This is a genomic window from Pectobacterium sp. S5 (assembly GCF_051707265.1).
In the GTDB taxonomy this organism is placed as follows: Bacteria; Pseudomonadota; Gammaproteobacteria; order Enterobacterales; family Enterobacteriaceae; genus Pectobacterium; species Pectobacterium polare.
Genome location: NZ_JAULSZ010000002.1, coordinates 76705 through 102371 on the forward strand (window position 1 = coordinate 76705; position 25667 = coordinate 102371).

A 25667-nucleotide genomic window follows, 5' to 3' on the forward strand; every position below is an offset into this window, starting at 1 on the left:
GTACATGGCTAAAAAACTCATCATGCATTAATTTAAATCATTGATATTTCAATCAAATAATGATAAATAAATAACTTTAGCACAAAGATGGATTTTAAAATGGAATGGAGATTTTTAGGTTCTATATCAGATGCCAGAAAGTCTGGTTGTAGTGGAGTTTATCTTATCGTTCATCAAGGGATTTTTAATCGTGTTGTTTATGTTGGAGTGAGTTGTAATGTAGGGAGAAGGATAAATGAACATTTTGAAGGCTACCTGAGAGGAAATCGAACAATTTACAATGCAGGTCACAATGATGACGTATATCGTCTTATGTCAACTTACAAAATTAGAAACCATATAAAATACTATCAATCCTTGGCAAAGAATTATGAAATATGGGGTTCAACTACACTGCATTTTGATTCACCTAAGAATATATTAGCAAAAAACCAGACTTTTGATGCCACATGGGAGAGCATTGCATTTGAAAAGTATATCCCTCAACTGGTAGTGTGGGCTCTTCCAATGGCCAATTATTGTTATTCAAATGCTACTAAAGTTGAAAGTGTAATCCAATCAAAGTTCATTAAATATTTTGATTTGAGAGGTTTTTTTAATGCTAAACACCTAAGTATTTTGGGTAAAATTGAAAAACCTTATTTAGAAAAGATTAAATATCTTATTATTGATTCTCCTGATGTAGACGCAGCATCCAAACTTATTTTTGATAATTTATATGCTAAAAAAATTAATGGCAACTTTAGCAAAGAGTTCCATTCACAGTTTGAAAGTGAAATTTTTCAGAGGGAAAAAGAAACTAAGAGAAAGCGAGAAATAAGGAACCATAAGATTTCTCTTTATGAAAACTATGGCAAACCTTGGACTTTAAAGGAAATGGAAAAACTAAGAGTCATGCTAGTAGATTTTGATATGTCCCCAACAGAAATATCTGATTACCTTGGAAGGGAACCTCGCTCTATTTCTAATAAAATAAGCGAAAATGATAAAATTACTAATCATAAGTGGCGAGAGAGCGTCGGATGGTTGTGACGTTGCATATTGATGAAATAAGTCGATCTAGCAGCTTCAGGCACAGAGCAGCCCGTCAGATTATATTTAGCTCTGCCAGATCAGGTCTGAGCTAATACAGATAACCCGAACGACATGATTCAATCGTGCGTGCTCGACTGTCATTTTACGCTATTGACGTAACGAACCATGCCCTGGAGCAATTGCGCAAATCGATGTGATTCATAATTACCCTCACTTGGCACCATCCAAACGCTGTTGACCTCAAGTTGGATCGTTGGTACGCCATGTGCTGCGCCGAACTTTGTGACGGTTTCATTCTTGGAGGCAGCAAAATAGTTGTTTGAGTAATTGGAAATCCCTTCATTTCGCAATGAGGCGATGAGTTTGGTCACCAGTTCGTCTTTACCCAGCAGAGATTTTCCCTTCATGGTTCCGATATCGACATCATAGGGTCGGTAAGGGTGGCTGCCGTGGATATCAATAATGAGATTCGGTTTTTGTGATTTTATTAATTCGGCTAGCCTCGCTTTATAATCATTATTATCGTAGTAGTTGGGGTCTGAAGGAGAGGCTTTTGTTGTATAGATGACCGTCGAACCCGTCAGCTTTCCCAACATGATTGCCAGCGCTGCCGTTCCTCCTCCGTCAGAGAAACGATATTTTCCATCCCGAAACGGTTCGGTAGCATGGGGAGCGCTAATGATAATGGGCTCCTGTCCTAAGATGACGTTAAACCATTTTTCCCCCTCTTTCGGTTTAACATTGCTATTTTTATCTGCATCCTTTTGATAAACGATTGCTTCGTTGATCTGTTCAGGCGTGAGCAATGCTTTTTCGAAATGGCTATTACCCTGATTCAATGAGCATGCCGATGCTGAAAAAACAAACAGTGCAATAACAGTAAATCTTCTTATTAATGCAATATTAAGTAATTTCTTCATCTGTTATCTCTCATAGAAATATTTGCCATGCCAATGCTCATGGAAACACAAAAGCGACGCAGTTTAGGAAGCCGACACGCTAAAAAATAGGCGATTAAACCGACTATCCCTAGCGTAATGACTACTATAGAAGAAGATGCTTTTTTAGGAGGGCTTGATGCAAATAAAGTGAAAAAAAGAGGGCAACCTACGCACCGAAACGATCGTTTACAGCACGCGATTGCCCATTTTTATCCGTCTGATACCGTCTTAAACGTAAACGTTAAGCTGGTTATTTTCCGTTGGGCGATTAACCCCATCAGCTATCGGTGGCTTAAAGACCGACGCGCTATTTTCATACGTCGTGCGGGTTCGGGTAGACGCGTCCTGATTAGGGTAACCAGACAGCTGCGACGAGCGGGAAATACCCTGAACATGATCAGGTTTGTCAGGCATGGCGCTATATGACACTGGAGAAACTAGGTTAAGACCAATCATTTTTCTTCCCCCTATTCATCTCATCTGCCAGTAAAACTTATCTTGCTTACTACTGAGTATAGAACAATCAAGCAGGGGGAATATGTAAGGTTTTGTCTGAAAAAACACCGCTAGTGCGCCACTGACGAAGGACAAGAGAAGACAAACAATCAGCACTATTTTTTATTTTCTATCAGTGAGTTATGCGTTCTTCTCCCACGCGCGCAGCCGCCCTGCCGCATTTTTATAAGGCGAGGCGGTATTGAACTGAATCATCCGACCGCGCGTCCACTTACCGTACCAGCATTCACCATAGAGCTGTGCATCGGTATAGCGCTCAACCAGCGTGATGAGTTCCCGTTTATTCGCGACAAGCCGTGCGACCAGTTCAGACCAATCGGTAATGTGAGCGAAGTCCTGATAGAATTTTTGCGCGAGTAAACCAAGCTGATTCCACTGGTAGCCCGTCTCTGGAAAATCGATGGGTTTACCCTGCTCTTCCTGCTGATGCCATTTCAGCACCAGATTGCCCCAGCCCAGCAAATACGCCACCAGATTTGCCGCGCTCATCTGCGTTCCCTGCGCATGTCCTGCCATTTCCGGTGAGAATGCGCGATCGGCGGGAACAGCCTCGATTCGCTTCATTAACAGCGCAAACTGACTGTTGATTGCCTTGATCAAGGCTTCCTTGCTTTCTGGCACCGCCATCATCTCCCCCGACTATTCTGCTATCCCCGTCATACTTCAAGTTGCATGTGCGTTGGCTGCGTTACTCGGCACACTGGCGTGCGCCTCGCCCCGTTGGGGCCGCTGCAAGCAGCGTTCAAACCTGCCTCTGGCAGATTTGTCAGTCACCCGAATCACTTACCAGTGTAAGCTCATCGGGATTCCCTCACTTGCCGCCTGCCTGAAACTCGAATTATTTAGGGTATATGTACAGAATCAGGTTACTGATCAAACGGCGGCACCGCCTTGTCATTGTTCACATTTTTCGGCCTTGCTCAGCGCTGTGCCAGCAGCCGAATCGACGCTTCACGCTCGCGGGGCGACGTCACGGGTGTATGGATGACGAACTCATCCACGCCAAAACGCTGATGGTAGCTTTCCAGACGCTGATGGATATGCTCCGGCGTACCGTAAAGCACATTGCGCGGCTCCTGTACGATACGGAAATCCGTCGCGCCCGCCTGCCGAACGAAGTTATAGGCCTGCTCCTGGCTGCCTACCGTCAGCGGCGGCTTGTTCTCAATGTAAACTTTATAGTTATGCTGCGTGCTGGCCAGCGCCTCCGCATCCTCATGACGTTCGGCAGCAATCACCGACAGCGACAGCAGCGTCTGGGCGTTGGCGGGTTTCAACTCCCGATAGCTCAAGAGAGATTCCGTCAGCAGCGCTTCACTGGCATTGATGAACCCAGCGAACACAAAACTCCAGCCCAGCGAGGCAGCTAACCGCGCACTCTCCTGACTGGCACCCAGCAAAAATCGCTGCGGCGTATGTTCTGGTAATGGCGTCGCATTCAGACGCTCGCCCGTCTCGTCATGACTGTCGAGAAAGCGATTTAGCTGATGTAGCTTTTCCGTAAAGGCAACCCGCTGCGTCTCACCGATCTCCTGCTGTAGCGCCCGCGTCGCCAGCGGCAGTCCGCCTGGCGCTTTGCCGATCCCCAAATCCACACGCCCGCCCGCCAGTGCGCTGATCACATGAAAATTCTCCGCGACCTTATACGGACTGTAGTGCTGTAACATCACGCCGCCGGAGCCAATGCGCAGCATTGTCGTGTGTGCCAACAACCAGGTGATCAAGACCTCGGGAGACGATCCCGCCAACTCATCGGAATTATGATGCTCAGAAACCCAAAAGCGGTAATAGCCGAGCGCTTCTGCCGCTTTCGCCAACGACACGGTTTGCGCCAACGCCTGCGCCGCATTCATTCCTTCAGCAATCGGGCTTTGATCTAATAAACTGAGCTTATATCCCACGATGTTTCCTTATTTTCAGCGACTACCCGTTAGCGCTATTTATTGCAAGGCTATGCATTTAAAAACCCGTCATTTCCAAACGTCGTTTAAATAAACGGGGCAATAAAAATCAGTCAGTGCAAAAGAAGAATAAGAAGGATGTTGCATAATAGTGTGAAATATAAATATCAATAATGGGTTTTGTTAGCAGATATTTTAATAACGGCGAAATGCGGGAAGTCTGAAATACGCGGGGATAAAAAGATATGAAATATAACCAGACGGTATTTATCCATTGAGTGGCTATCAGCTACCTTTATCGTGTTTACGTTTTGTTAAGGAGGTGTATTGATATGGCTGACTCTATCCCCTGTTGTGATACGTCATTCGAGCAGCAGTTAATTAACTGGCGACGGCACTTGCATCAGCACCCAGAACTGTCCAATCAGGAACACCAAACCACCGCGCACATTACCCGCTGGCTACAAGAGAAAGACATCCGCCTGTTACCCCTGACGTTAACCACGGGCGTCGTTGCCGAGATCGGTCACGGCAGCGGCCCGACGATTGCGCTGCGGGCCGATATTGATGCGCTGCCGATTGAAGAGCTGGTCGATGTGCCGTTTCGCTCTCAGCACGCTGGCGTCATGCATGCCTGCGGACACGATTTCCACACCGCTGTGATGCTCGGTGCCGCCTGTTTGCTGAAAAAACGCGAATCTGTCTTACCGGGTAAAATCAGGCTGTTTTTTCAACCCGCAGAAGAAGTTTCTACCGGTGCTAAACAGCTCATCCGCGCCGGTGCACTCGCCGATGTCGCCGCCGTTTTCGGCCTGCACAATGCGCCTGAGCTTCCCACTGGCACCTTCGCGACACGCAGCGGTCCGTTTTATGCCAACGTGGATCGCTTTGCTATTCACATTACGGGCAAAGGCGCGCACGCGGCCAAACCCGAACAGGGCATCGACAGCATCGTCACCGCCTGCAATATCGTCAATGCGCTGCAAACGCTGCCGAGCCGCAGCTTCAGTTCGCTGGAATCGCTGGTCATCAGCGTCACGCGCATCCAGGGGGGCAACACTTGGAACGTCCTGCCGCAAACGGTAGAATTGGAAGGCACGGTACGCACCTACAATGCCGCGATTCGCGCGGAAATACCGGAACGCATTGAACAGTTGATCGGCGGCATCGCCCTTGCGCTGGGCGCAAAAGCGGAGCTGAAATGGTATCCCGGTCCGCCAGCGGTCGTGAACACCAGCGAATGGGCAGATTTCAGCAAACAGATTGCCCGAGATGCAGGCTATCAGGTAGAAAACGCCGAACTGCAAATGAGCGGCGAGGACTTTGCCCTTTATCTTCAGGACGTGCCGGGCACGTTCATCAGCATTGGATCAAACAGCGAATTTGGCTTGCATCATCCTCAGTTCAACCCAGATGAAAGCGCGATTGCGCCAGCCTCACGCTATTTCGCTCAATTGGCGGAAGCCGCACTACATCGCCTACGTACCACGAAAGTCACCCCTCCACAGGCGGTACTGTCTCCATCGTAATGCGTTGCTCTACCCATATTATCCCCTCCGCATGGTCAAACCAGCGGAGGGGACTATTCCCTAAATCATTCGTGCTGGCAAACTGGTGAAAACCTATTTTCAGAACGAAAACGGGGGTAATGGAATAGAGGAGTAAAGCGTCCGCGCCAGGGACAAAGGCGTTAGGAACGCCTTTGAACGTCGCTTGCGACGGCCCTGAAAGGGTGAATCTCAGGGATGAGATTCATATCCGCGCGGCTCGAGCTTACAGGGAGGTACTTGCAGCGTCTTTACGATCTATCCATTACCACCGCTCAACGCGCATATATGGACTAACGTATAGTTAGTGTATTCCATTAACCACGAACCGCATGATAACGGCGGGAAAAATACACCAGACCATCGGTGCTTTCTCCCTGCTTAATCGCTAACACCCGGCAAATAAAGATATCGTGCGTCGCCGCGCTCACCACTTCTTCAACCAGGCAGTCAAACGCCACCAGCGCATCCCGCAACACCGGAGAGCCCGTGTGTAGCACGTCCCACTCCGCCGCCGCAAACCGTTCTTCAGTAGACGAGCGGCTGCCAAACAGCGTCGACAGCGCTTCATGATGGGCGGCCAGCGTATTGATGCACAAATGCGTATTCGCCTGAAACGTGGGATACACCGATGACCCGCGATTCAGACACACCAGCAGCGTGCCGGGTGCATCACTGACGCTGGACACGGCGGATGCCGTAAATCCGGCCTTACCTGCCGGGCCATCCGTCGTAACGACATTGACCGCCGCGCTCAGCTTTGCCATCGCATCGCGAAACGCCTGCTGGTCAACGCTGGCAACCGCCGCAGAGAGAGCCGCGTCATTCGCGGTAACGAGTCGTTCAGCAACAAGATCAGACATTACATGCTTCCTTTAAATACGGCGAGAGACACAATCATTAACATGATACTAACAAAATAAGCCGCGTCATCATCTGAAATTTTCGAATTTCATTATCCATTTTTGTTGTTTTACATCATGCCTCACCTCATCAATAGTAAAAACACGCCGTTAACGCCCTATTAACCTTTCATTGAATACGTGAATGCCTATTGATGGCTTGTTAATTGATAACCGGTTTATTGATGGACTGTTTTCACTTTCATGGAAGTACGACCAATTAAGAATAAACATATTCAACGAATAACAAGCACATTCAATTAATAAAAGGCTCTTGATAATGAGTAAACAACAAACATCTTCAAACCGACAATTAAGACTGGGTTTAATATTACAAGGTGCAGCAGGAAATATGTCCGCGTGGCGGCATAAAAACGTCGTACCCGACGCCAGCATTAATTTTGGTTTTGTTCTGGATGCGGTAAAAAAAGCCGAACAAGGGAAATTTGATTTTGTCTTCGTGGCCGACGGCCTGTATATCAATGAAAAATCGATTCCCCACTTTCTCAATCGCTTTGAACCTCTGACGCTACTGTCCGCGCTGGCTACCGTCACCACCCATATTGGTCTGGTCGGTACGCTCTCGACGTCGTATTCCGAACCCTTCACCACCGCCCGGCAGTTTGCCAGCCTTGACCACCTGAGCAACGGCCGCGCAGGCTGGAACGTGGTGACATCACCGCTGGAAGGATCGGCGAAAAACTTTTCCCGCGCGCAGCACCCGGAACACGCGCTGCGCTACCGCATTGCCGATGAATTCCTTCAGGTGGCGAAAGGCCTGTGGGATTCCTGGGAAGACGATGCTTTTATTCGTGACAAAGCCAGCGGGCAGTTCTTCGATCCCGAAAAGCTGCACACGCTGAACCATAAAGGGGAATTCTTCTCGGTACAGGGTCCGCTGAATATTGGCCGATCCGCGCAGGGCCGCCCTATTGTGTTTCAGGCCGGTGCGTCTGAAGACGGCCAAAAATTGGCCGCCAAACACGCCGATGCCATCTTCACTCATCAACACACGCTGGAAGAGTCGCAGCGTTATTACCGCGAAGTAAAACAGAAGCTGGAAGAAAACGGTCGCCGGGCCGAACAGCTGCATGTCTTTCAAGGCGTCAGCGTGATTGTCGGCAACGATGCGGAAGACGTGGAGCGTCAGTATCAGGAAACCGCACAACTGGTCACGATTGAAGATGCCCTCAATTATCTGGGACGCTACTTTGAGCACTACGACTTCTCACAGCATCCGCTGGATGAGCCTTTCCCTGATATCGGCGATCTGGGGAAAAACAGCTTCCGCAGCACCACCGATGAAATCAAGCGCAACGCGCAGGAAAAAGGCTTAACGCTGCGGCAGGTCGCGCTGGAAGCAGCATCGCCGCGCCCCGTCTTCAGCGGCACGCCCGAACAGGTGGCGGATGGCCTGCAGCTTTGGTTTGAAAACGGTGCCGCCGACGGCTTCATCATTCAGGGCGGCACGCCGGATACGCTCAACCACTTTGTCGATCGCGTCGTTCCCCTGCTGCAACAGCGCGGCCTGTTCCGTCAGGAGTATCCCGGCTACACGCTGCGGGAAAATCTGGCGCTGGATTATCCGGTGAATCAATTCACGCGCTAACTCGCGCAACAGGAGATTCACCGTGAAGCGTTCCCCTTTTATCACCGTGACCAGTCTGGCGACATTATTGAGCGCCACGCTGGTAACCCATACGCAGGCGCAAGATGCGGGATTCGTTAGCCGTATCGACTTGAAAGCCAACCAAACACCTATTCGTACTGAGAAAAACGCTGAGGCCATCGCGCAGATCCCGGCTCATTTCAAATTCGTGACGCCGGGAAAGCTGACGATTGCCGTCTCGGCGCTCAGCTCACCGCCGCTGTCGCTGTTGGCTGACGATAACAAAACGCTTATCGGCAGCGATGCCGATATCGCGCGACTGGTTGCCGACGGCCTCGGATTGGAGCTGAAACTGGTGCCCGCCTCCTGGGAAGATTGGCCGTTGGGCATCACTGCGGGGAAATATGACGCCGCCATTTTTAATATCGCGGTGACAAAACTCCGCAAAGAGAAGTTCGACTTCGCCACGTATCGCATTGATACGCTGGGTTTCTACGTGAAATCGACCAGCAAGATTACGTCGATTAACAAGCCGGAGGATGTGGCCGGTCTGAAAGTGATTGTCGGCTCCGGCACCAATCAGGAAAACATTCTGCTGGGCTGGGATCGGCAAAACCGCGCCAGCGGCCTTCCTCCCGTACAGCCTGTTTACGTTACCGATGATGCCGCCGCCAACCTGAGCATTCAGTCCGGGCGCGTCGATGCGTTTTTCGGTCCGCACTCCATCGGGGCTTATAAAGCGGCGCTGACGGGCAAGACACGCATGGTGGGCAAAGGCCCGACGGTCGCTTATGTCGCGGTCACCACGCAGAAAGGTAACGGTCTGGCCCAGCCAATCAGCACCGCCATCAATGGCGCGATCCACAACGGCAGCTATGCGCAAGTGCTGGATCGCTGGGGTGAAGACGATGAAAAAATCACACAGTCCGTCGTGAATCCACCGGGTATCGGCGATTAAGTAAAAACAGCACACCACAAAGTGACACCGTCACGAAAACCATTATAAATAGTCACCTGCAAGGGAAAAACAAATGCAAAAAGAGATCGCCTATTCATCCAAGACATACCGTTTACGCCCATCACTACTGACAAGGCTACTGACGGGATCGCTGCTGCTCGGTTCGCTGTCCGTCACGACTGGCGCACAGGCCACCATCGATCTGAAAGCCAATCAGCAGCCGATCCATGCGCCGAAGAACGCAGACGCTATCGCACAGATTCCGGCTGACTTTACCTTCGTCACACCGGGTAAATTCACCGTGGCGATTGCCGCGCTGGGATCGTCACCGCCGCTGGCGTTTCTGGCCGACGACAACAAAACCGTGGTGGGCAGCGAGCCGGATATCGCCCGGCTGGTGGCCGACAGCCTCGGTCTGGAACTCAATATTGTTCCAACCTCGTGGGAAGACTGGCCGCTCGGCGTCGCTTCCGGCAAGTATGACGCCGCCATCATCAACATTACCGTCACCAAAACGCGCAAGGAAAAGTTCGATTTCGCCACCTACCGCATCGACTCGCTCGGCTTCTATGTGAAATCCACCAGTAAGATTCAGTCCATCAAGGAAGCGAAGGACATCGCTGGACTGAAGATTATTGTCGGCTCCGGCACCAATCAGGAAGCGGTACTGCTGGCGTGGGATAAGCAGAATCGCGCTAACGGCCTGCCCGCCTTTCAGCCGATTTATGTCACGGACGATGCGGCGGCCAACCTGAGTCTGCAATCCGGTCGTTCCGATGCCTATTTCGGCCCGAACGTTATCGGTGCCTACAAAGCGGAGCTGACTGGCAAGGTTAAGCATGTCGGTACGGTCAACGGCGGCTACCCCAACGTCGCACATATCGCGGTCACCACACGCAAAGGCAGCGGGCTGGTGCAGCCGATTAATACCGCGCTGAACGGCGTAATTAAAAGCGGTGAGTACGACAAGGTGCTGAACCGCTGGGGAGAAAGCATCGAACGTATTGACCGTTCAGAAATCAATCCGCCGGGGCTGGGCGACTAATACCGCCCGATGGCTATCGGGACGCCACGCAATGGTTACCTATAGCTCGAATACGCTAACGAATCAGGAGCATCCCATGTCCGACGACATCTTCATTGTGACCCAGCCCGAGGACCCTATCGTGGCCCCCATTATCGACGGCCTGTTCGCGGAATATGAACAGCGCTATGGCGACTTTTTTGGTGAGCGGGAAAGCGATCCGCCGGGAATCTACCAGCAGCCACACGGCATTTTTATTGCGCTGCTGCGTCGGGGCGTACCAATTGCCACCGGCGCGTTTAAACGCTACGACAGCACCACTGCCGAAATTAAGCGGGTATGGACGGATCATTCGCTGCGCCGTCAGGGGCTGGCAGGAAAAGTGATGCAAGAACTGGAGCAGCACGCCCGACGGTTAGGTTATCAGCACTTTTTTCTGACCACGGGTTTCCGCCAGCCAGAAGCGGTGAACCTCTATCTGAGCCACGGCTATACACCTCAGTTCGATATCAGCGTCGATCCCGCAACCTACAGTATTCCGCCTTACGATGGACGGCTACCGTTTAAGAAAGCGCTGTTTGCCGTCGCAGCGTCTCAGGCTGCCCGCCAAACGGAAGTCGATCTTATCGCTCGCCATTTGAAAGTGTGTTGACCCCAGCACACCGAGACTCACCCTGTGCGGTGATTAAAAGCAAAAGGACGTTTTTCAGAATCACCTTCAAAGGGTATCGATTATGACGCAATCTCTACACACGTCTTCTCAGCAAGCACCTCTGAGCCAGACGCAGGAACCGCCATTGCACGTTGTGCCCGCGCGTTATCCCTTTCGTATTGCCGGGGCACTATTTTCCCTGTTTATTTTTGCCGGGGTTATTCAGTCAATCGCGCTGAATCCGCGCTGGGAATGGGCGGTCTTTGCCGAGTGGTTTTTCAATCCGGTCATTCTCGCCGGTCTGGGGCAAACGCTGCTGTTGACCGCGTTGGGCACGTTATTCAGCATTATTTTCGGCACCGCGCTGGCGCTGGCCCGGCTTTCGCCGTCTTATCTGCTGTCCACCCTGTCGTGGCTCTATATCTGGCTATTTCGATCGCTGCCGCTGATTCTGGTGCTGATCATTCTCTACAATTTCTCGTATCTCTATGACGAACTGGCGCTGGGAATTCCGTTTACTTCCGTTGTCTTCTTACGCTACCCGACAATCGATTTACTGGATCAATTTTCCGTCGCGGTACTTGGCCTGACGCTGGTGCAATCCGCCTATACGGCAGAGATTATTCGCGGCGGTATTCTTGGCGTAGATGCCGGGCAGTTTGAAGCCTCCGCCGCACTCGGTCTGCCCGGTGGTCGTCGTACGGTGCGCATCATTCTGCCGCAGGCGCTGCGTTCGATTCTGCCGACCGGTTTCAACGAGATCATCAGTCTGGCGAAAGGCACGTCGATCGTTTACGTACTGGCGCTGCCAGAGCTGTTTTACACCGTTCAGGTCATCTACAACCGTACGCAGCAGGTTATTCCGCTGCTGATGGTCGCCACCATCTGGTATCTGCTGATCACCACGGTGCTATCCGTCATCCAATACTACGTGGAACGCTATGTGTCCCGCGGTGCCGTGCGTGAAATGCCGCCAACGCCGCGCCAGAGGCTCGTCCGTTTCCTCATGCGCAAGCGCGCACGTTAATCTACCCGATTCTGGAGAGTCACTATGTCTGAAGCTATCGACTACTTTGCTCACGCGCGCACCACCGCACAGCCACAGCTAGAAAGCGCCCGTGGGCTGATTGAGATCCGCAACGTGGCGAAACATTTTGGTCAGCACAAAGCGCTGGAGGATATCAATCTGACGCTGGCACCCGGTTCTGTCACGGTGATTCTGGGGCCGTCCGGCTCGGGAAAATCCACGCTGCTGCGTACCATTAATCACCTTGAGCGCGTGGATGAAGGTTTTATCCGCATCGATGGCGACTACATCGGCTATCGACGCAAAGGGAATACGCTCTATGAATTGAAAGAAAAAGAAGTGCTACGCCAGCGCATCAACGTCGGGTATGTGTTCCAGAATTTCAATCTGTTCCCTCACCTTTCCGTGCTGGAAAACATCATTGAAGCCCCGTTGGCGCATAAACTTTATTCACGTCAGGAAGCCGAAGACATCGCCTTTACCCTGCTGGAAAGCGTCGGCCTGCGCCATAAAGCGCAGTCTTATCCCCGTCACCTGTCTGGCGGCCAGCAGCAGCGTGTCGCCATCGCCCGCGCGCTGGCACTTAAGCCGAAAGTGATGCTGTTTGATGAACCGACGTCCGCACTCGATCCTGAGCTGGTTGGGGAAGTGCTGGACGTGATCAAGTCGCTCGCCCGCTCCGGCGTAACGCTGGTCGTCGTCACACATGAAATCGGCTTTGCGCGTGAAGTGGCCGACCGCGTGGTGTTCATGGTGGACGGGAAAATCGTCGAAAGCGGCGATTCCTGGCAGGTGCTGAACCATCCCCGTCACCCGAGAACGATCAACTTTTTGAATAAAGTACTGTGAGGAAGAGAGAAGGTGAATTATCGATTACATATGAATCAGGCTCGCTACGAGTGAGCCTAATGAGATCGCGCGTAAATGATTATTTTGCTGGCAATGGCTCAGCATACGGACTGCTGTAAACCTGAACCATCACGCTTTTATCTGTATCAAACGTCGCCACCGTCACAACGTCATGAGTGCCCGCCGCACGCCAACATTCAGCCTCAACATCGCAATGATCCTGTTTCTCATAACCCATCGACGTCAGATAGGTGTGAACCTTGCTGGTATCGCCAGTGCCATAGAAGTTCACCGACCATACTTTAGCTTCCGGCCCCGTTACGTTCGAAAAATTGAAGTCATAGCGAGCGGTAATACGCGGCATGTTTTTCAGAATATCGGGGGTATAGAACGCATATTCCCTTTCATCCTGTTCGGTATAATGTGCGCTACTGGCAAAATCCATTTTGATATAAGGCCATAGAGAACCAGCCACAACAGCAATAACGATGATGCCGATCGCCGCAAAAATCTTCAGAGGTTTACCCATCCGTAGGTTTCCTTTCCTTTTTAGCTGAAGGTAAACAATGAATTATCTTCTTAAGGCGGTATTTTACACAATTTATTCGTTCAGCCCGAAACTCTTGTCCTAGCAGCATGGGGTTAAGGTTATCACATTCAAATCGCGACCAACCCTCGTACGCCGTCCTGTTCCATCGTGTCCCCCCGTCCGCGCTGTATGATTTCCCCGCGTGACATCACCAGATAGCTGTCGGCCAGTTCGGCGGCGAAGTCGTAAAACTGCTCAACCAGCAGAATCGCCATGTCGCCACGCTGTGCCAGTTGGCGGATGACCGCGCCGATCTCTTTGATCACCGACGGCTGTATGCCTTCTGTCGGTTCATCCAGAATCAGCAACTGCGGTTTGCAGGCCAGCGCACGTCCAATCGCCAGCTGTTGCTGTTGCCCACCGGACAAATCGCCGCCGCGCCGCTGTTTCATTTCATCCAGTACCGGGAAAAGCTGGTAGATTTCATCCGGCACCTGCCGCGCCTGTCTACCCGGAAAGCGCGACAGCCCCATCAGCAGATTCTCTTCTACCGTCAACCGAGGAAAAATCTCTCGTCCCTGCGGCACGTAGGCAATGCCAGACTGCACACGCTGATAGGGTTTACGCGAGTTAATCGCTTCACCCTGCCAGCGAATCGTGCCGGACTTCGCCGGAATCAGTCCCATCAGGCATTTCAGCAGCGTGGTTTTCCCTACGCCGTTGCGCCCTAACAGGCAGGTAATCTCGCCAGGTTTTACCTCAAATGACAGGCCGCGCAGAATGTGGCTGCCGCCGTAATATTGATTCAGTTCAGAAATTTCTAACATGTTAGCGCCCCAGATAAACGTCAATAACCTGTTCATTCGCCTGCACCTCGCGCAGCGATCCTTCCGCCAGCACCTGCCCCTGATGCAGCACGGTAACACGGTCAGCGATGCTCTCGACAAAGCCCATATCGTGCTCCACCACCATCAGCGAATGCTTGCCAGCCAGACTGCGGAACAGCTCAGCGGTATAGGCCGTTTCGGCGTCCGTCATCCCCGCAGCGGGTTCATCGAGCAGCAGTAAATGCGGTTCTTGTACCAGCAGCATGCCAATCTCCAGAAACTGCTTTTGCCCGTGCGATAACAGCCCCGCAGGCCGCTGCCGTTCATGACCGAGCCGCAACAGCGCCAGCGTTTCGTCAATCCGGTCACGCTGCTCGCTGTTCAGTCTGGCGCGCAGGCTCGCCCACACCGATTTGTCGGTTTTCAGCGCGATATCAAGATTTTCAAACACCGTCAGCGCTTCAAACACGGTCGGCTTTTGGAATTTCCGGCCAATTCCTGCTCGGGCGATGTCTACCGGCGATAGCGTCGTCAGGTCGGTGTATTGATCGTAAAACACCTTACCGTTATCTGGTCGCGTTTTACCGGTGATGACATCCATTAGCGTCGTTTTCCCCGCGCCGTTTGGGCCGATGATGCAACGCAGTTCCCCCACGCCAATCTGCAACGACAGATCGGTAAGCGCACGGAAGCCGTCAAAACTCACGTTAATCTTGTCGAGTTGCAGCACCGGATCGGTCTGATGCCGATGGCGATCCGACGGGTGCGGTTGCGCGAACTTTGGCTCCATCAATACGGGCTGAGCCGCGACAGTTTTTGAAGGCGCAGTTTGTGAAGGCGCGGCTTGTGCTGGAACCGATGGCACAGATAAAGACTCAGTCATGTTTCTTCCTCGTCAGCAATCCAATCACGCCACGCGGCAAAAATAGCGTGACGAGAATAAACATCAGCCCCAAAAAGAACAGCCAGTATTCGGGAAAGGCGACGGTAAACCAGCTTTTCGCCCCGTTGACGATGCCCGCGCCGAGCAGCGGCCCGATCAGCGTCCCGCGCCCACCCAGCGCTACCCAAATGGCAGCTTCGATGGAGTTGGTCGGCGACATTTCGCCAGGATTGATAATGCCGACCTGCGGCACATACAGCGCACCCGCCAGCCCGCACAGCACGGCGGAAAGTGTCCAGACAAACAGCTTGAAGCCTTTAGGATCGTAGCCGCAGAACATCAGACGGTTTTCCGAGTCACGCACCGCTGTGAGTACGCGGCCAAATTTACTGCGCGCCAGCGCAAATCCCACCAGCAGGCTGGCAATCAGCAATAGCACGGTGGCAACAAATAGCCCAATACGCGTACCGGTGGCCGTAATGGGAAAACCGAGCAGCGTCGTAAAGCCAGTAAACCCGTTATTGCCGCCAAAGCCGGTTTCGTTACGGAAGAACAGCAGCATGCCAGCGTAGGTCAGCGCCTGCGTCATGATTGAGAAATACACGCCCTTGATTTTGGAACGGAACGCGAACCAGCCGAACACAAATGCCAGCACACCCGGCACCAGTACGATCAGGCACAGCGCCCAGACAAAATACTGGGTTCCCGCCCAGAACCACGGCAATTCCGTCCACGACAGGAATGACATAAACGCAGGCATTCCCTCGCCAGCCGCTTGCCGCATCAGGTACATGCCCATCGCGTAGCCACCCAGCGCGAAAAACAGGCCGTGACCGAGCGACAGCAGCCCAGCATAGCCCCACACCAGATCCAGCGCGACGGCGACAATCGCATAGCACAGAATTTTGCCGATCAGCGTCAGCGTATAGGTTGAGATCGCCAGCGGGTTCTCTGCGGGCAACAGCGCGAGAAATGGCAGGATCAGCAAAGCCAGAAACGCGATCGAACCCAGGCCAAGCATGAGCCGCGGTGCACGCTGAGTCAGGGTTATCGTCATGGGTTGCGTAATAGGTTGCGTCATCAGTCAATCACCCGTCCTTTGAATGCAAACAGCCCCTGTGGCCGTTTCTGAATAAACAGCACGATCAATATCAGAATGACGATTTTTCCCAGCACGGCACCAATCTGCGGTTCGAGCACTTTGTTGAGAATACCGAGGCTGAACGCGGCGACCACCGTCCCCGCCAGTTGCCCAACGCCGCCCAGCACAACGACGAGGAATGAATCGATGATGTAGCCCTGTCCCAGCTCCGGCCCGACGTTGCCCAACTGCGACAGCGCTACGCCGCCTAGCCCGGCGATGCCGGAGCCCAACCCAAAGGCAAGCATATCGACACGTCCGGTCGGCACGCCGCAGCAGTCCGCCATCGCCCGGTTTTGTGTCACCGCACGTACATTCATGCCAAGACGGGTTTTATTGAGGAGTAGCCAGGTGAGCAGCAGCACGCCGAGGACGAACACAATCACCGCGATGCGGTTATACGGCAGTACCAGATTTGGCAAGAGGCGCAGACCACCGGACAGCCACGCGGGGTTCGCGACTTCCAGATTTTGCGTGCCGAACAGCATCCGCACCAGTTGGATCAGCATCAGGCTAATCCCCCAGGTCGCCAGCAGCGTTTCCAGCGGTCGGCCATAAAGATGACGAATCACCGTACGCTCCAGTACCATACCGACGCCAGCGGTGATAAAGAAGGCAACAGGCAGCGCCAACAGCGGATAATACGCCAGCCAGCTCGGCGCAAACTGCTGACACAGCGACTGCACCAGCCAGGTCGCGTACGCGCCCAGCATCAGCATTTCGCCGTGCGCCATGTTGATGACGCCCAGCAGCCCGTACGTGATCGCCAGCCCCAGCGCCGCCAGCAGCAAAATAGAGCCGAGCGACAACCCGGTAAACGCCTGCCCCAGCAGATCGCCAACGATCAAGCTTTGTTTAATCTGATCCAGACTCTCCTGCGCCGCCGCCCGCACGCCGGTATCCGGTTCGTTCTGCACCTGCGTCAGCGGCTGTAAGCGCGCCTGCATCTGCGGGTCGCCGGTCTGCCCTAAGCGTTTGACCGCCTCAAGACGTACCAGCGGATTGGGATCGTTTAACTGCCGGGTCGCAATAGCGGTATTCAGTGCATCGTGTACCTGCGCATCTTTTTCTACCCCAAGACGCTGCACCAACAGCGGTAGCTGTTCCGCACTGCTGTCGCTTTGCAACTGCCGTACGGCATTCAGGCGTGTAGTCGCGTCATCGCTGACGAGCTGATGCGAAGCCAGCGCGGTGGCAACCAGCCCGCGCAGACGGTTATTCATAAACAGTTTTTTGGTCGCGCCCACCGGTTCCGCATTCCCTTCCAGCGGCGTTAACGTGCCCTGCACGTCCATAAACGGCTGCTGGTTCCGATCGAGCACAACCGACTCGTCGCGCAGCACCTGTAACAGCGGCAAGCGTGCGGGTTCCGGCGTGGCCGCCCATTGTTGCAGGAGTTCAGCCTGCTGCGTGCGGTTAGCCGCAGCGAAATCAGCCGCAGGCCCGGCCTGTGCCAACAGGGGAAACATCAGACACAGCGACAGCACAAACGTAGATAATCGATGACTCATCATCGCAATGTCCGCCATATAAGAGAGGGAGTATCCCCGTCCGACATGCCGGACGGGGCGTGTAGGAACGATGCTTACTGCGCGGCTTTGATTGGATGATCGGGTTTCTTATCGTTACCGGCGATGTACGGGCTCCACGGCTGGGCACGAACTGGCTGTTCGGTTTGCCAGACCACGTTGAACTGACCGTTTTCCTCAATCTCACCAATCATCACCGGTTTGTGCAGGTGGTGGTTGGTCTTGTCCATCGTCAGCGTAAAGCCATCCGGTGCGGCAAAGGTCTGTCCGGCCATCGCGGCGCGGACTTTATCCACGTCCGTGGTGCCCGCTTTCTCTACCGCCTGCGCCCACATATGAATGCCGACATACGTAGCTTCCATCGGATCGTTCGTCACCACCGTGCCCGCGTTCGGCAGGTTTTTCGCTTTGGCATAGGCTTTGTAGGCTTCCACGAAGTCAGCGTTGGTTGGGTTATCGACCGACTCAAAGTAGTTCCACGCGGCTAAGTGGCCGACCAGCGGTTTAGTATCGATGCCGCGCAACTCTTCTTCACCGACAGAGAACGCGATAACCGGCACATCGGTCGCTTTGATCCCTTGATTTGCCAGCTCTTTATAGAACGGTACGTTGGAATCACCGTTGATGGTGGAAACCACTGCTGTTTTACCGCCCGTCGAGAACTTCTTGATGTTGGAAACGATGGTTTGATAATCGCTGTGGCCAAACGGCGTATAGACTTCCTCGATATCTTTGTCCTGCACGCCTTTGGAATGCAGGAACGCGCGCAGGATCTTGTTGGTGGTGCGCGGATACACATAGTCCGTACCCAGCAGGAAGAAACGCTTCGCCGCCCCGCCGTCTTCGCTCATCAGATATTCCACAGCCGGGATCGCCTGCTGATTCGGTGCCGCACCAGTGTAAAACACGTTCGGCGACATCTCTTCGCCTTCATATTGCACCGGATAGAACAGCAGCCCGTTCAATTCCTCAAATACTGGCAGGACCGACTTGCGCGACACCGAGGTCCAACAGCCGAACACCACCGCCGCTTTATCCTGTGTCAGCAGCTGACGCGCCTTTTCAGCAAACAGCGGCCAGTTTGACGCCGGATCAACCACTACCGGCTCCAGTTTTTTACCCAACACGCCGCCTTTGGCGTTGATTTCATCAATAGCCATCAGCGCCACATCCTTCAGCGGCGTTTCCGAAATCGCCATCGTGCCGGACAGCGAATGCATAATGCCGACCTTGATGGTTTCCGCCGCCTGCACGCTCCAGGTCAACCCCATACCAACCACTGTCGCAGAAAGCGCAAAAACTTTTAGCAATGAACGTCTTTTCATTTATTAGCCCTTAAGTCGTGTTGAGTGAGAATGGAATCGTGTGAGGCGTCAGGTGAAACCACTTCCGTTGAAACAGATTCAGTTGAAGCAGATTGCGTTGAAACCGATTGAGGCCGCGCCTGCTGTAGCATGTGTAAGGTGATCTTCCTGACTTCAGCCTTACTGACGGCAATGTGGTCGGTCAGAATGCGCTGCGCCTCCTCGGTGTGCTGTTGCAATATCGCCAGCAGAATGCGGGCGTGTTCTTTATAGGTCGCGTCGATACGATCTTCACGGGTGAAATCGAGACGGCGAATAATGCGGATTTTCTCTGTCAGTTCGCCGTGAACCCGCGCCATTTCGCTGTTGCCCGCCGCCGTCACCAGCCCACGGTGAAACCCTTCGTCGTAGCGGGAGACGATCTTGCCGTCGTCCAGTCGCGGATCCTCAATCCAGAAGCGTTTCAGATCCGCCAATAGCTCGGCACAGCGCCCTGGCGACATCCCGCATAGCCGCCGAATGGCTTCGCGCTCTAGCACGATGCGAAAGTCATACAGTTCTTCAAAATATTCGAAATCAAACGGACGAACCTGCCAGCCGCTGCGGAAATAGACTTCGACATAGCCTTCCCGCTCCAGCCAGAACAGCGCCTGACGCACTGGCGTGCGGCTGACCGACATCCGTTCGGCAACTTCATTCTCACTAAAGCGGTCACCCGGCATCAGGCGAAAGTCGAAAATGTCGTTTTTCAGCGTTTGATACACCCGCTCCGCCAGCGCTTCCGGGCGATCTTTACTGCTCTTTTGTGTGCCTGCTCGCATCGTGTTCTCCGCCTCGCCGTTTATTCAGGTTCGTGCCTTATTCCAGCCTGTCCTTTTGTTCTAACCGCTTGTTCTAACCGCTTGTTCCAACCGCTGCCTACTCCAGCCACAGCAAGGCATCGCCGGGGCTGACCGGTCGTCCCGGCTGGCAACCGATGCGTTTCACCCGACCAGACTGCGGCGCGCTAATCGTCAGTTCCATCTTCATCGCTTCGACGATAATCAGCGGCTGTCCGGCTTCGATGACATCCCCCACGTTCACCAGCACTTTCCAGATGTTGCCGTTCATATCCGCGCTGACCTGAAACGCGCTCTCGTCGTTTTCCACAGGAGCGGCCGAAACCACGTCCTGCGGCGTGCTGTCATCCTCCTGCTGCCACAGCGCCACTTCTGTTTCAAACGCCGTGGCCTGACGCTGGCGGAACGCGGCAATATCGTCGGCCTGCGTCGTCAGGAAGCGCGAGTGCTCAGCAAAATCAAACTCGGTTTCTTCGATACGGATCGCCGCACGTCCTTCGCGGAAGTCATCGCGCAGCGCCGTGAGTTCGGCTTCGCTGACTGGGTAGAATCGCACCTGATCGAAGAAGCGCAGCAACCACGGTTCACCCGCAATGAACTGATCGTTTTTGAGGAATTTGTTCCAGATAGGCAGCGTGCGCCCCACCAGTTGATAGCCGCCCGGCGAGTCCATGCCATAGATGCACATGTACATGCCGCCGATACCGACGGTGCCTTCGGCAGTGAAGGTGCGCGCCGGATTATATTTGGAACTCAGCAGACGGTGGCGCGGATCGACCGGCACCGCACAGGGGGCGCCGAGATAAACGTCACCTAATCCCAGGATCAGGTAGCTGGCATCGAAAATGATGTCGCGCACGTCATTACGGCTCGGCAAGCCGTTAATGCGTTGAATGAAATCGACGTTATTTGGCAGCCAGGGCGCGCTGGCGCGTACGGTTTCACGGTAGCGCTCCACCGCGCCGAGCGTGGCGCTGTCTTCAAACGCCATCGGCAAGTAGACGATACGCGACGGCACTTTCATCTGGCTCACGTCGCCAAGCTGACTTTCCAGATGCAGCAGCACGTCTAGCAGCACACGCTGGCGGAGAACCCGACTGTCGTAGCGCACCTGTAGCGACCGCACGCCGGGCGACAGTTCTTCTATCCCCGCCGTTTCAGACGCGCGGATCGCTACCATTAGCAGGTGAATACGCAGCCGCAGCGCCAGATCCAGCACGTTCTCGCCGTATTCGATCAAGACGTAGTTATCCCCCGCCTGACGATACACGGCAGCGGGTGTCGTCGCGGTGGCGGGTACCGCAGCCAGCACCGTGGCGGAACCGTATTCTGTTGTCGCCAACGAAGGCACATCAAACGCGGGTGAATGCGCCGTACCCAGCGTGGAGACACTTGCAGACTGCGCCTGTTCCAGCGCCAGCGCTTCGTCCGCGCTGATGGGATGGAAACGGATACGGTCGCCCGGCTTAACCTGACCGACTTTCCACAGTTCCGCTTTAGCAATCGTGACCGGACAGACAAACCCGCCCAGACTCGGCCCGTCCCGCGTGAGGATCACTGGGAAATCGCCGGTAAAATTCACCGCGCCAATGGCGTATTCACAGTCGTGAACGTTGGAAGGATGCAGGCCGGCCTCGCCGCCGTTTGCACGCGTCCAGGTAGGTTTTGGCCCAACCAGACGCACGCCCAGTCGGTTCGAGTTGTAGTGTACCTGCCATTCCGCTGCGAAAAACTCATCAATCGCCGCGTGGGTAAAGAAGTCCGGCGCGCCGTGCGGGCCATAGAGCACGCCAATGCGCCACTCATCGCCGTACTGCGGAATCAGCGTGGCATCCACGGCCTGCGGTGCGCTCACCGGCGCGGGCGTGGTGCAGGCAGGCAAGTCGGGCTGAGAAATCGCCAGCATATCCGCCACGCGCAGCGTTCGTCCGGCGTGACCGCCAAATTCCCCCAGCGCAAAAGTCGAGCGGCTGCCGAGATACTGCGGCACATCAATGCCGTTGCGTACCGCCAGATAGGTGCGGCAGCCGGACTGCGCGCGCGCCAGCGTCAGCGTTTGCCCCGCCGTTACCGTCACTGGCTGCCAGTACGGCACCGCTTCCCCATCCAGCGTCGCCGGACAGTCTGCTCCCGTCAGTGCAATCACGGCCTCGCGGTGGAAACGTAGCGTCGGGCCTTGCAGCGTAAACTCCAGCCCTGCCGCTGCTTCATCGTTGCCGACAATACGGTTCGCCAGACGGAACGCGAAATCATCCATCGGGCCAGACGGCGGCACGCCGATATCCCAATAGCCAAGGCGTCCGGGGTAATCCTGCACGCTGCTCCAGGTGCCGGGTTGAATTACTTCAATCACCGACGCGGACGGCGTAAAGCTGTCGAGCATCCGCGTCCATACCGTTCCGTTGCGGAACGCGTCAGTAGCAATAATCTGGCGCAGGTAATCCAGATTGGTGGCAATGCCGTGCAAACGCGTGGCATTCAGCGCCTGTTGCATCTTTTCCAGCGCCAGTTCGCGGGTTTCCGCGTGAACGATCAGTTTGGCGATCATAGGATCGTAATACGCCGACACCTCGGTGCCAGTGCTCACCCAGCCGTCAACCCGCACGCCATCGGGAAACGCCACTTCGGTCAGCACGCCGGGGCTAGGCTGGAAGTTTTTCAGCGGATCTTCCGCATAAATGCGCACCTCAATCGCGGCCCCACGCGGTGCCTGCGTCAGTTGCGACCAGTCCACCGGTTCATCCGCCGCGACGCGCAGCATACATTCGACCAAATCCAGCCCAGTGACGCACTCCGTCACCGGATGTTCAACCTGCAAACGGGTATTCACTTCGAGGAAAAAGAACGCATCACGCTCGGCATCGTAGATATATTCCACCGTTCCCGCGCTGCGATAGTTAACCAGTTCACCCAGTTTCACCGCCGAGGCCAGCAACGCGGCTCGCGTGGCGTCCGGCAAATGCGGTGCGGGCGTTTCTTCCACGACTTTCTGGTTACGGCGTTGCAGTGAGCAGTCGCGTTCGCCCAGCGCGACCACGCGGCCTTTGCCATCGCCAAAAATTTGTACTTCGACGTGACGCGCCCGATCGATGCAGCGCTCAAGAAAGACGCCTGCATCGCTAAAGAACTGTTCGCCCAAACGGCGCACGCTTTCCCATGCAGCCTGTAACGCCACGGCATCCGCACAGCGCGTCAAGCCAATGCCGCCGCCCCCCGCGGTACTTTTCAGCATTACCGGATAGCCGATGTCCTCGGCGGCGACCAGCGCGTCCTCCAGCGAGGCCAGCAGCGGTGTTCCCGGCGTCATTGGCACACCAGCAGCAGCGGCCAATTCACGGGCGCGGTGTTTCAGGCCAAACTCGCCAATTTGCTGTGCGGTTGGCCCGACAAACGAAATGCCGGCCTTTTCACATGCGGCGGCAAACGGCAGGCTCTCTGACAGAAAACCGTAGCCCGGCCAGACCGCCTCTGCCTTCGTCTGCTTTGCGGCAGCCAGTACCTTATCGATACACAGATAGCTGTCGCTGGCCTTCTCGCCGCCAATCGGTACGGCAATGTCTGCGTCTTTCACATGCTGCGCGTTTTTATCCGTATCGGAATACATCGCCACGCTGGTTATTCCCAGGCGTTTCAGCGTACGAATGGCGCGGCAGGCAATTTCACCCCGGTTAGCGATCAATACCGTCTTAAACATGGGACGCCTCCTGACGAGCAAGCCAGTGACGCCAGCCGCCGAATTCGGTGATATCCACGGCATCACTCAGCGCAGCCGGTTCGCAGATAAAGCCTTTAACCTGTCGCCCGTCGATTAACGTCAGCGTGCCAATGCCCAGCGGCGCAGGAATTTCTGCGACAAACTCACCAAAGCGCGCCAGCGGGATGTCCCACAGCTCGACGATAATCGCCGCGCCGTCGGTGCCTTTCGCTAAACCGGGCTTAGCCGGTTGCGTGTTCGCCAGCGCATAAAGGCGATAGTTCTCCGCCGTGCTCGTCTCTTCCACCCGCACGGCATCGCGGCTGGTCAGTTGGTGATTGAGCGGCATGCCCGTCAGGTGCGCGCCAACAACGGCAAGGCGAACGTGCAATGCCGAAGGTGGCAACGCAACGAGTCCCGCTGGCAGCGCGTTTCCCGTTGCTCCCAGCGAGAGCGCCAGCTGTGCCTGCCAACGCAGACCAAAGCTCGCCAATGCGCGGTCGTGCCAGGCAGGCGCAATCAGCGTGATACCCGCCGGTAAACCATCGGTACGGAAAGATGCGGGCAGCGCCAGCGCCGAGAGATCGGCCAGATTGGTAAAATTGGTGTAAGTGCCCAACTGGGAGTTGTAACGCACTGGCTCTTGCTTCATCGCTTCAAGCGTGTGGATCGTCGGTGAGGTCGGCACGACTAATGCATCGAACGATGCCAGCGTTTGCTGAATCTGGCGCGCCAGTTCGGCACGCAGGTACTCAGCCTTAAAAGCCTCTACCGCGCTGAAACGTCCGCCGCTCGCCACAATGCCGTGCACCACAGAATCCATGTTCTCTGGCTGTTGCAGCATATCGCCCACCGCGACGGTGCGTTCCGCCACCCAGGGGCCTTGATAAAGCTGATCGGCTAACTGTGTGAAAATGCTGAAATCGATGGGATGCAGCGTCGCGCCCGCCGCTTCCAATTCAACCAGCGCGTGCTGCCACGCTGCCTGTGCAACGGCATCAGCAAAGAAAGTGGGATCGCTGGGAATCGCAAAGCGCGGCTTTGCTGGCAGCGCCGCGGGCGTACTGGCGGGATGGCGGCGCGAGTAGGCATCTGCCGCATCGTACCCGCCAGCCAGTTCAGCGACGGTAAATGCATCGTCGACGGTGAGCGCAAACACAGAAATCGTGTCATTCAGGCGACAGGCCGGTACGACACCGCTTGCCGATAGCCACCCTTTCGTCGGCTTCAGGCCGATAATATTGTTAAACCCGGCGGGAACGCGCCCCGACCCAGCGGTATCGGTGCCTAATGAAAACGCCACCAGCCCGCGCGCCAGCACCGACGCCGAACCGGAACTGGATCCGCCGCTGATGTATTCCGCATTAAAGGTGTTTGGCACCGCACCGAACGGTGAGCGCGTGCCCACCAGACCGGTCGCAAACTGATCGAGGTTGGTTTTGCCAATCACAATCGCCCCTGCCGCTTTCAGCTTGGCAACGGCCGTCGCGTCCTTATCAGCCAGATAGGTAAATGCCGGACACGCCGCGCTCGTCGGCCAGCCCGCAACATCAATATTGTCTTTGACGGCAAAAGGAACGCCAAACAGCGGCAGCGCATCTGGGTTTTCACGATATCGAGGCAATAGCGCCGCGATCTGTGCCTGAAGCAATTCAGGTGTCGCTAGCGCGATCCACGCGGGATCGTCCGGCGACAAGCTGGCGAGCAGCGCCCCTAGCGTTTCACCAACGCGATCGACCTGCTGTTGATAATGCTGTTTCCATTCCTGAAGCGTGAGCCCTGTCATTCTTGGCATGATGTGAATCCCATCTGGTATACAAGATTGAATTCACTAAAGCGAAAACCATGCCAGCTTTTACCCTGTTGATTTTTATGAAATTAGATTGAGGAGCTCAATTTTCATGCACAAAAAAGGAACAACCGTGCGCCATCGCGGAGCACGGTTTGCAAAAAAGGGTTG

The 25667-nt window shown here is 54.5% G+C and carries 22 protein-coding genes; 8 read left to right on the top strand and 14 right to left on the bottom strand.

All coding sequences use genetic code 11. The features are described 5' to 3' along the window. Positions 1 to 87: 87 nt before the first annotated feature. Entirely contained in the window at positions 88 to 1032 is a 945-nt protein-coding gene (locus QWJ20_RS09985) for a GIY-YIG nuclease family protein (RefSeq protein WP_433992438.1), read from the top strand. Between the two features lie 140 nt (positions 1033 to 1172). Here QWJ20_RS09985 and QWJ20_RS09990 read toward each other — a convergent pair whose 3' ends face one another. From QWJ20_RS09990 to QWJ20_RS10005, 4 genes are all read right to left on the bottom strand, one after another. Beyond that, positions 1173 to 1955 (bottom strand): hypothetical protein, encoded by a 783-nt coding sequence (locus tag QWJ20_RS09990; protein ID WP_433992439.1) that lies wholly within the window; start codon positions 1953 to 1955, stop codon positions 1173 to 1175. Between the two features lie 249 nt (positions 1956 to 2204). Then, the gene (locus QWJ20_RS09995) at positions 2205 to 2390 is read right to left on the bottom strand and encodes a hypothetical protein (protein ID WP_234812590.1); all 186 of its coding nucleotides are present in this window, start codon (positions 2388 to 2390) and stop codon (positions 2205 to 2207) included. Positions 2391 to 2612: 222 nt separating this feature from the next. After that, complete coding sequence (locus QWJ20_RS10000; protein ID WP_433992655.1) at positions 2613 to 3119, bottom strand: ClbS/DfsB family four-helix bundle protein; 507 nt, start codon at positions 3117 to 3119, stop codon at positions 2613 to 2615. Between the two features lie 293 nt (positions 3120 to 3412). After that, entirely contained in the window at positions 3413 to 4393 is a 981-nt protein-coding gene (locus QWJ20_RS10005; protein ID WP_433992440.1) for an LLM class flavin-dependent oxidoreductase, read from the bottom strand. A gap of 332 nt (positions 4394 to 4725) precedes the next feature. Here QWJ20_RS10005 and QWJ20_RS10010 point away from each other — a divergent pair, with 332 nt between their 5' ends. Beyond that, positions 4726 to 5922, top strand: coding sequence for a M20 peptidase aminoacylase family protein (locus tag QWJ20_RS10010; protein ID WP_433992441.1), 1197 nt, complete (start codon positions 4726 to 4728; stop codon positions 5920 to 5922). 335 nt (positions 5923 to 6257) lie between these two features. Here the strand turns inward: QWJ20_RS10010 and QWJ20_RS10015 are convergent, their stop codons facing one another. Next, on the bottom strand, positions 6258 to 6803 hold the full coding sequence (locus QWJ20_RS10015; RefSeq protein ID WP_433992442.1) for a flavin reductase: 546 nt from the start codon (positions 6801 to 6803) through the stop codon (positions 6258 to 6260). A 319-nt stretch (positions 6804 to 7122) separates the two neighbouring features. Here QWJ20_RS10015 and QWJ20_RS10020 point away from each other — a divergent pair, with 319 nt between their 5' ends. The 6 genes from QWJ20_RS10020 (at position 7123) to QWJ20_RS10045 (ending at position 12961) form a co-directional block, all read left to right on the top strand. Beyond that, the gene (locus tag QWJ20_RS10020) at positions 7123 to 8451 is read left to right on the top strand and encodes an LLM class flavin-dependent oxidoreductase (RefSeq protein WP_226300789.1); all 1329 of its coding nucleotides are present in this window, start codon (positions 7123 to 7125) and stop codon (positions 8449 to 8451) included. Positions 8452 to 8473: 22 nt separating this feature from the next. Next, positions 8474 to 9409, top strand: coding sequence for an ABC transporter substrate-binding protein (locus QWJ20_RS10025; protein ID WP_433992443.1), 936 nt, complete (start codon positions 8474 to 8476; stop codon positions 9407 to 9409). A gap of 73 nt (positions 9410 to 9482) precedes the next feature. Further along, on the top strand, positions 9483 to 10454 hold the full coding sequence (locus QWJ20_RS10030) for an ABC transporter substrate-binding protein (RefSeq protein WP_433992444.1): 972 nt from the start codon (positions 9483 to 9485) through the stop codon (positions 10452 to 10454). 76 nt (positions 10455 to 10530) lie between these two features. Then, positions 10531 to 11085 carry a GNAT family N-acetyltransferase gene (locus QWJ20_RS10035; RefSeq protein ID WP_433992445.1) on the top strand — a complete coding sequence of 185 codons (555 nt, stop codon included), beginning with the start codon at positions 10531 to 10533 and terminating at the stop codon, positions 11083 to 11085. An 82-nt stretch (positions 11086 to 11167) separates the two neighbouring features. Next, positions 11168 to 12112 carry an amino acid ABC transporter permease gene (locus QWJ20_RS10040; protein WP_433992446.1) on the top strand — a complete coding sequence of 315 codons (945 nt, stop codon included), beginning with the start codon at positions 11168 to 11170 and terminating at the stop codon, positions 12110 to 12112. Between the two features lie 24 nt (positions 12113 to 12136). Then, on the top strand, positions 12137 to 12961 hold the full coding sequence (locus tag QWJ20_RS10045) for an amino acid ABC transporter ATP-binding protein (protein WP_433992447.1): 825 nt from the start codon (positions 12137 to 12139) through the stop codon (positions 12959 to 12961). Positions 12962 to 13040: 79 nt separating this feature from the next. On the opposite strand, the gene QWJ20_RS10050 is transcribed toward QWJ20_RS10045, so the two are convergent. The 9 genes from QWJ20_RS10050 to atzF all read right to left on the bottom strand — a co-directional run bounded on the left by QWJ20_RS10050 (position 13041) and on the right by atzF (position 25502). Further along, complete coding sequence (locus QWJ20_RS10050) at positions 13041 to 13490, bottom strand: hypothetical protein (RefSeq protein WP_433992448.1); 450 nt, start codon at positions 13488 to 13490, stop codon at positions 13041 to 13043. Between the two features lie 128 nt (positions 13491 to 13618). Further along, complete coding sequence (gene urtE / locus QWJ20_RS10055; RefSeq protein ID WP_433992449.1) at positions 13619 to 14317, bottom strand: urea ABC transporter ATP-binding subunit UrtE; 699 nt, start codon at positions 14315 to 14317, stop codon at positions 13619 to 13621. 1 nt (position 14318) lies between these two features. Next, positions 14319 to 15107, bottom strand: a complete 789-nt coding sequence (gene urtD, locus QWJ20_RS10060; RefSeq protein WP_262253206.1) for an urea ABC transporter ATP-binding protein UrtD — start codon at positions 15105 to 15107, stop codon at positions 14319 to 14321. Positions 15108 to 15192: 85 nt separating this feature from the next. Then, positions 15193 to 16269, bottom strand: a complete 1077-nt coding sequence (urtC, locus tag QWJ20_RS10065) for an urea ABC transporter permease subunit UrtC (protein WP_433992656.1) — start codon at positions 16267 to 16269, stop codon at positions 15193 to 15195. 11 nt (positions 16270 to 16280) lie between these two features. Then, a complete protein-coding gene (gene urtB, locus QWJ20_RS10070) occupies positions 16281 to 17870 on the bottom strand; it encodes an urea ABC transporter permease subunit UrtB (protein WP_433992450.1) in 1590 nt (529 codons plus the stop codon). Positions 17871 to 17926: 56 nt separating this feature from the next. Further along, a complete protein-coding gene (urtA, locus tag QWJ20_RS10075; protein WP_400352781.1) occupies positions 17927 to 19195 on the bottom strand; it encodes an urea ABC transporter substrate-binding protein in 1269 nt (422 codons plus the stop codon). Then, entirely contained in the window at positions 19192 to 19995 is an 804-nt protein-coding gene (locus QWJ20_RS10080; RefSeq protein WP_433992451.1) for a GntR family transcriptional regulator, read from the bottom strand. The genes urtA and QWJ20_RS10080 overlap by 4 nt, the downstream gene beginning before the upstream one ends. Positions 19996 to 20092: 97 nt before the next feature. Continuing rightward, a complete protein-coding gene (uca, locus tag QWJ20_RS10085) occupies positions 20093 to 23707 on the bottom strand; it encodes an urea carboxylase (RefSeq protein WP_433992452.1) in 3615 nt (1204 codons plus the stop codon). Beyond that, complete coding sequence (atzF, locus tag QWJ20_RS10090) at positions 23700 to 25502, bottom strand: allophanate hydrolase (RefSeq protein ID WP_433992453.1); 1803 nt, start codon at positions 25500 to 25502, stop codon at positions 23700 to 23702. Before atzF ends, uca begins: the two co-directional genes overlap by 8 nt. Between the last annotated feature and the right edge of the window lie 165 nt (positions 25503 to 25667).

Excerpts from the sequence above, each read along its gene's own strand:
- QWJ20_RS09985 (WP_433992438.1), top strand. The coding sequence starts at position 88 with ATGGATTTTAAAATGGAATGGAGATTTTTAGGTTCTATATCAGATGCC.
- QWJ20_RS09990 (WP_433992439.1), bottom strand. The coding sequence starts at position 1,955 with ATGAAGAAATTACTTAATATTGCATTAATAAGAAGATTTACTGTTATT.
- QWJ20_RS09995 (WP_234812590.1), bottom strand. The coding sequence starts at position 2,390 with ATGCCTGACAAACCTGATCATGTTCAGGGTATTTCCCGCTCGTCGCAG.
- QWJ20_RS10000 (WP_433992655.1), bottom strand. The coding sequence starts at position 3,119 with ATGGCGGTGCCAGAAAGCAAGGAAGCCTTGATCAAGGCAATCAACAGT.
- QWJ20_RS10010 (WP_433992441.1), top strand. The coding sequence starts at position 4,726 with ATGGCTGACTCTATCCCCTGTTGTGATACGTCATTCGAGCAGCAGTTA.
- QWJ20_RS10015 (WP_433992442.1), bottom strand. The coding sequence starts at position 6,803 with ATGTCTGATCTTGTTGCTGAACGACTCGTTACCGCGAATGACGCGGCT.
- QWJ20_RS10020 (WP_226300789.1), top strand. The coding sequence starts at position 7,123 with ATGAGTAAACAACAAACATCTTCAAACCGACAATTAAGACTGGGTTTA.
- QWJ20_RS10030 (WP_433992444.1), top strand. The coding sequence starts at position 9,483 with ATGCAAAAAGAGATCGCCTATTCATCCAAGACATACCGTTTACGCCCA.
- QWJ20_RS10035 (WP_433992445.1), top strand. The coding sequence starts at position 10,531 with ATGTCCGACGACATCTTCATTGTGACCCAGCCCGAGGACCCTATCGTG.
- QWJ20_RS10040 (WP_433992446.1), top strand. The coding sequence starts at position 11,168 with ATGACGCAATCTCTACACACGTCTTCTCAGCAAGCACCTCTGAGCCAG.
- QWJ20_RS10045 (WP_433992447.1), top strand. The coding sequence starts at position 12,137 with ATGTCTGAAGCTATCGACTACTTTGCTCACGCGCGCACCACCGCACAG.
- QWJ20_RS10050 (WP_433992448.1), bottom strand. The coding sequence starts at position 13,490 with ATGGGTAAACCTCTGAAGATTTTTGCGGCGATCGGCATCATCGTTATT.
- urtE (WP_433992449.1), bottom strand. The coding sequence starts at position 14,317 with ATGTTAGAAATTTCTGAACTGAATCAATATTACGGCGGCAGCCACATT.
- urtD (WP_262253206.1), bottom strand. The coding sequence starts at position 15,107 with ATGGAGCCAAAGTTCGCGCAACCGCACCCGTCGGATCGCCATCGGCAT.
- urtB (WP_433992450.1), bottom strand. The coding sequence starts at position 17,870 with ATGGCGGACATTGCGATGATGAGTCATCGATTATCTACGTTTGTGCTG.
- urtA (WP_400352781.1), bottom strand. The coding sequence starts at position 19,195 with ATGAAAAGACGTTCATTGCTAAAAGTTTTTGCGCTTTCTGCGACAGTG.
- QWJ20_RS10080 (WP_433992451.1), bottom strand. The coding sequence starts at position 19,995 with ATGCGAGCAGGCACACAAAAGAGCAGTAAAGATCGCCCGGAAGCGCTG.
- uca (WP_433992452.1), bottom strand. The coding sequence starts at position 23,707 with ATGTTTAAGACGGTATTGATCGCTAACCGGGGTGAAATTGCCTGCCGC.
- atzF (WP_433992453.1), bottom strand. The coding sequence starts at position 25,502 with ATGCCAAGAATGACAGGGCTCACGCTTCAGGAATGGAAACAGCATTAT.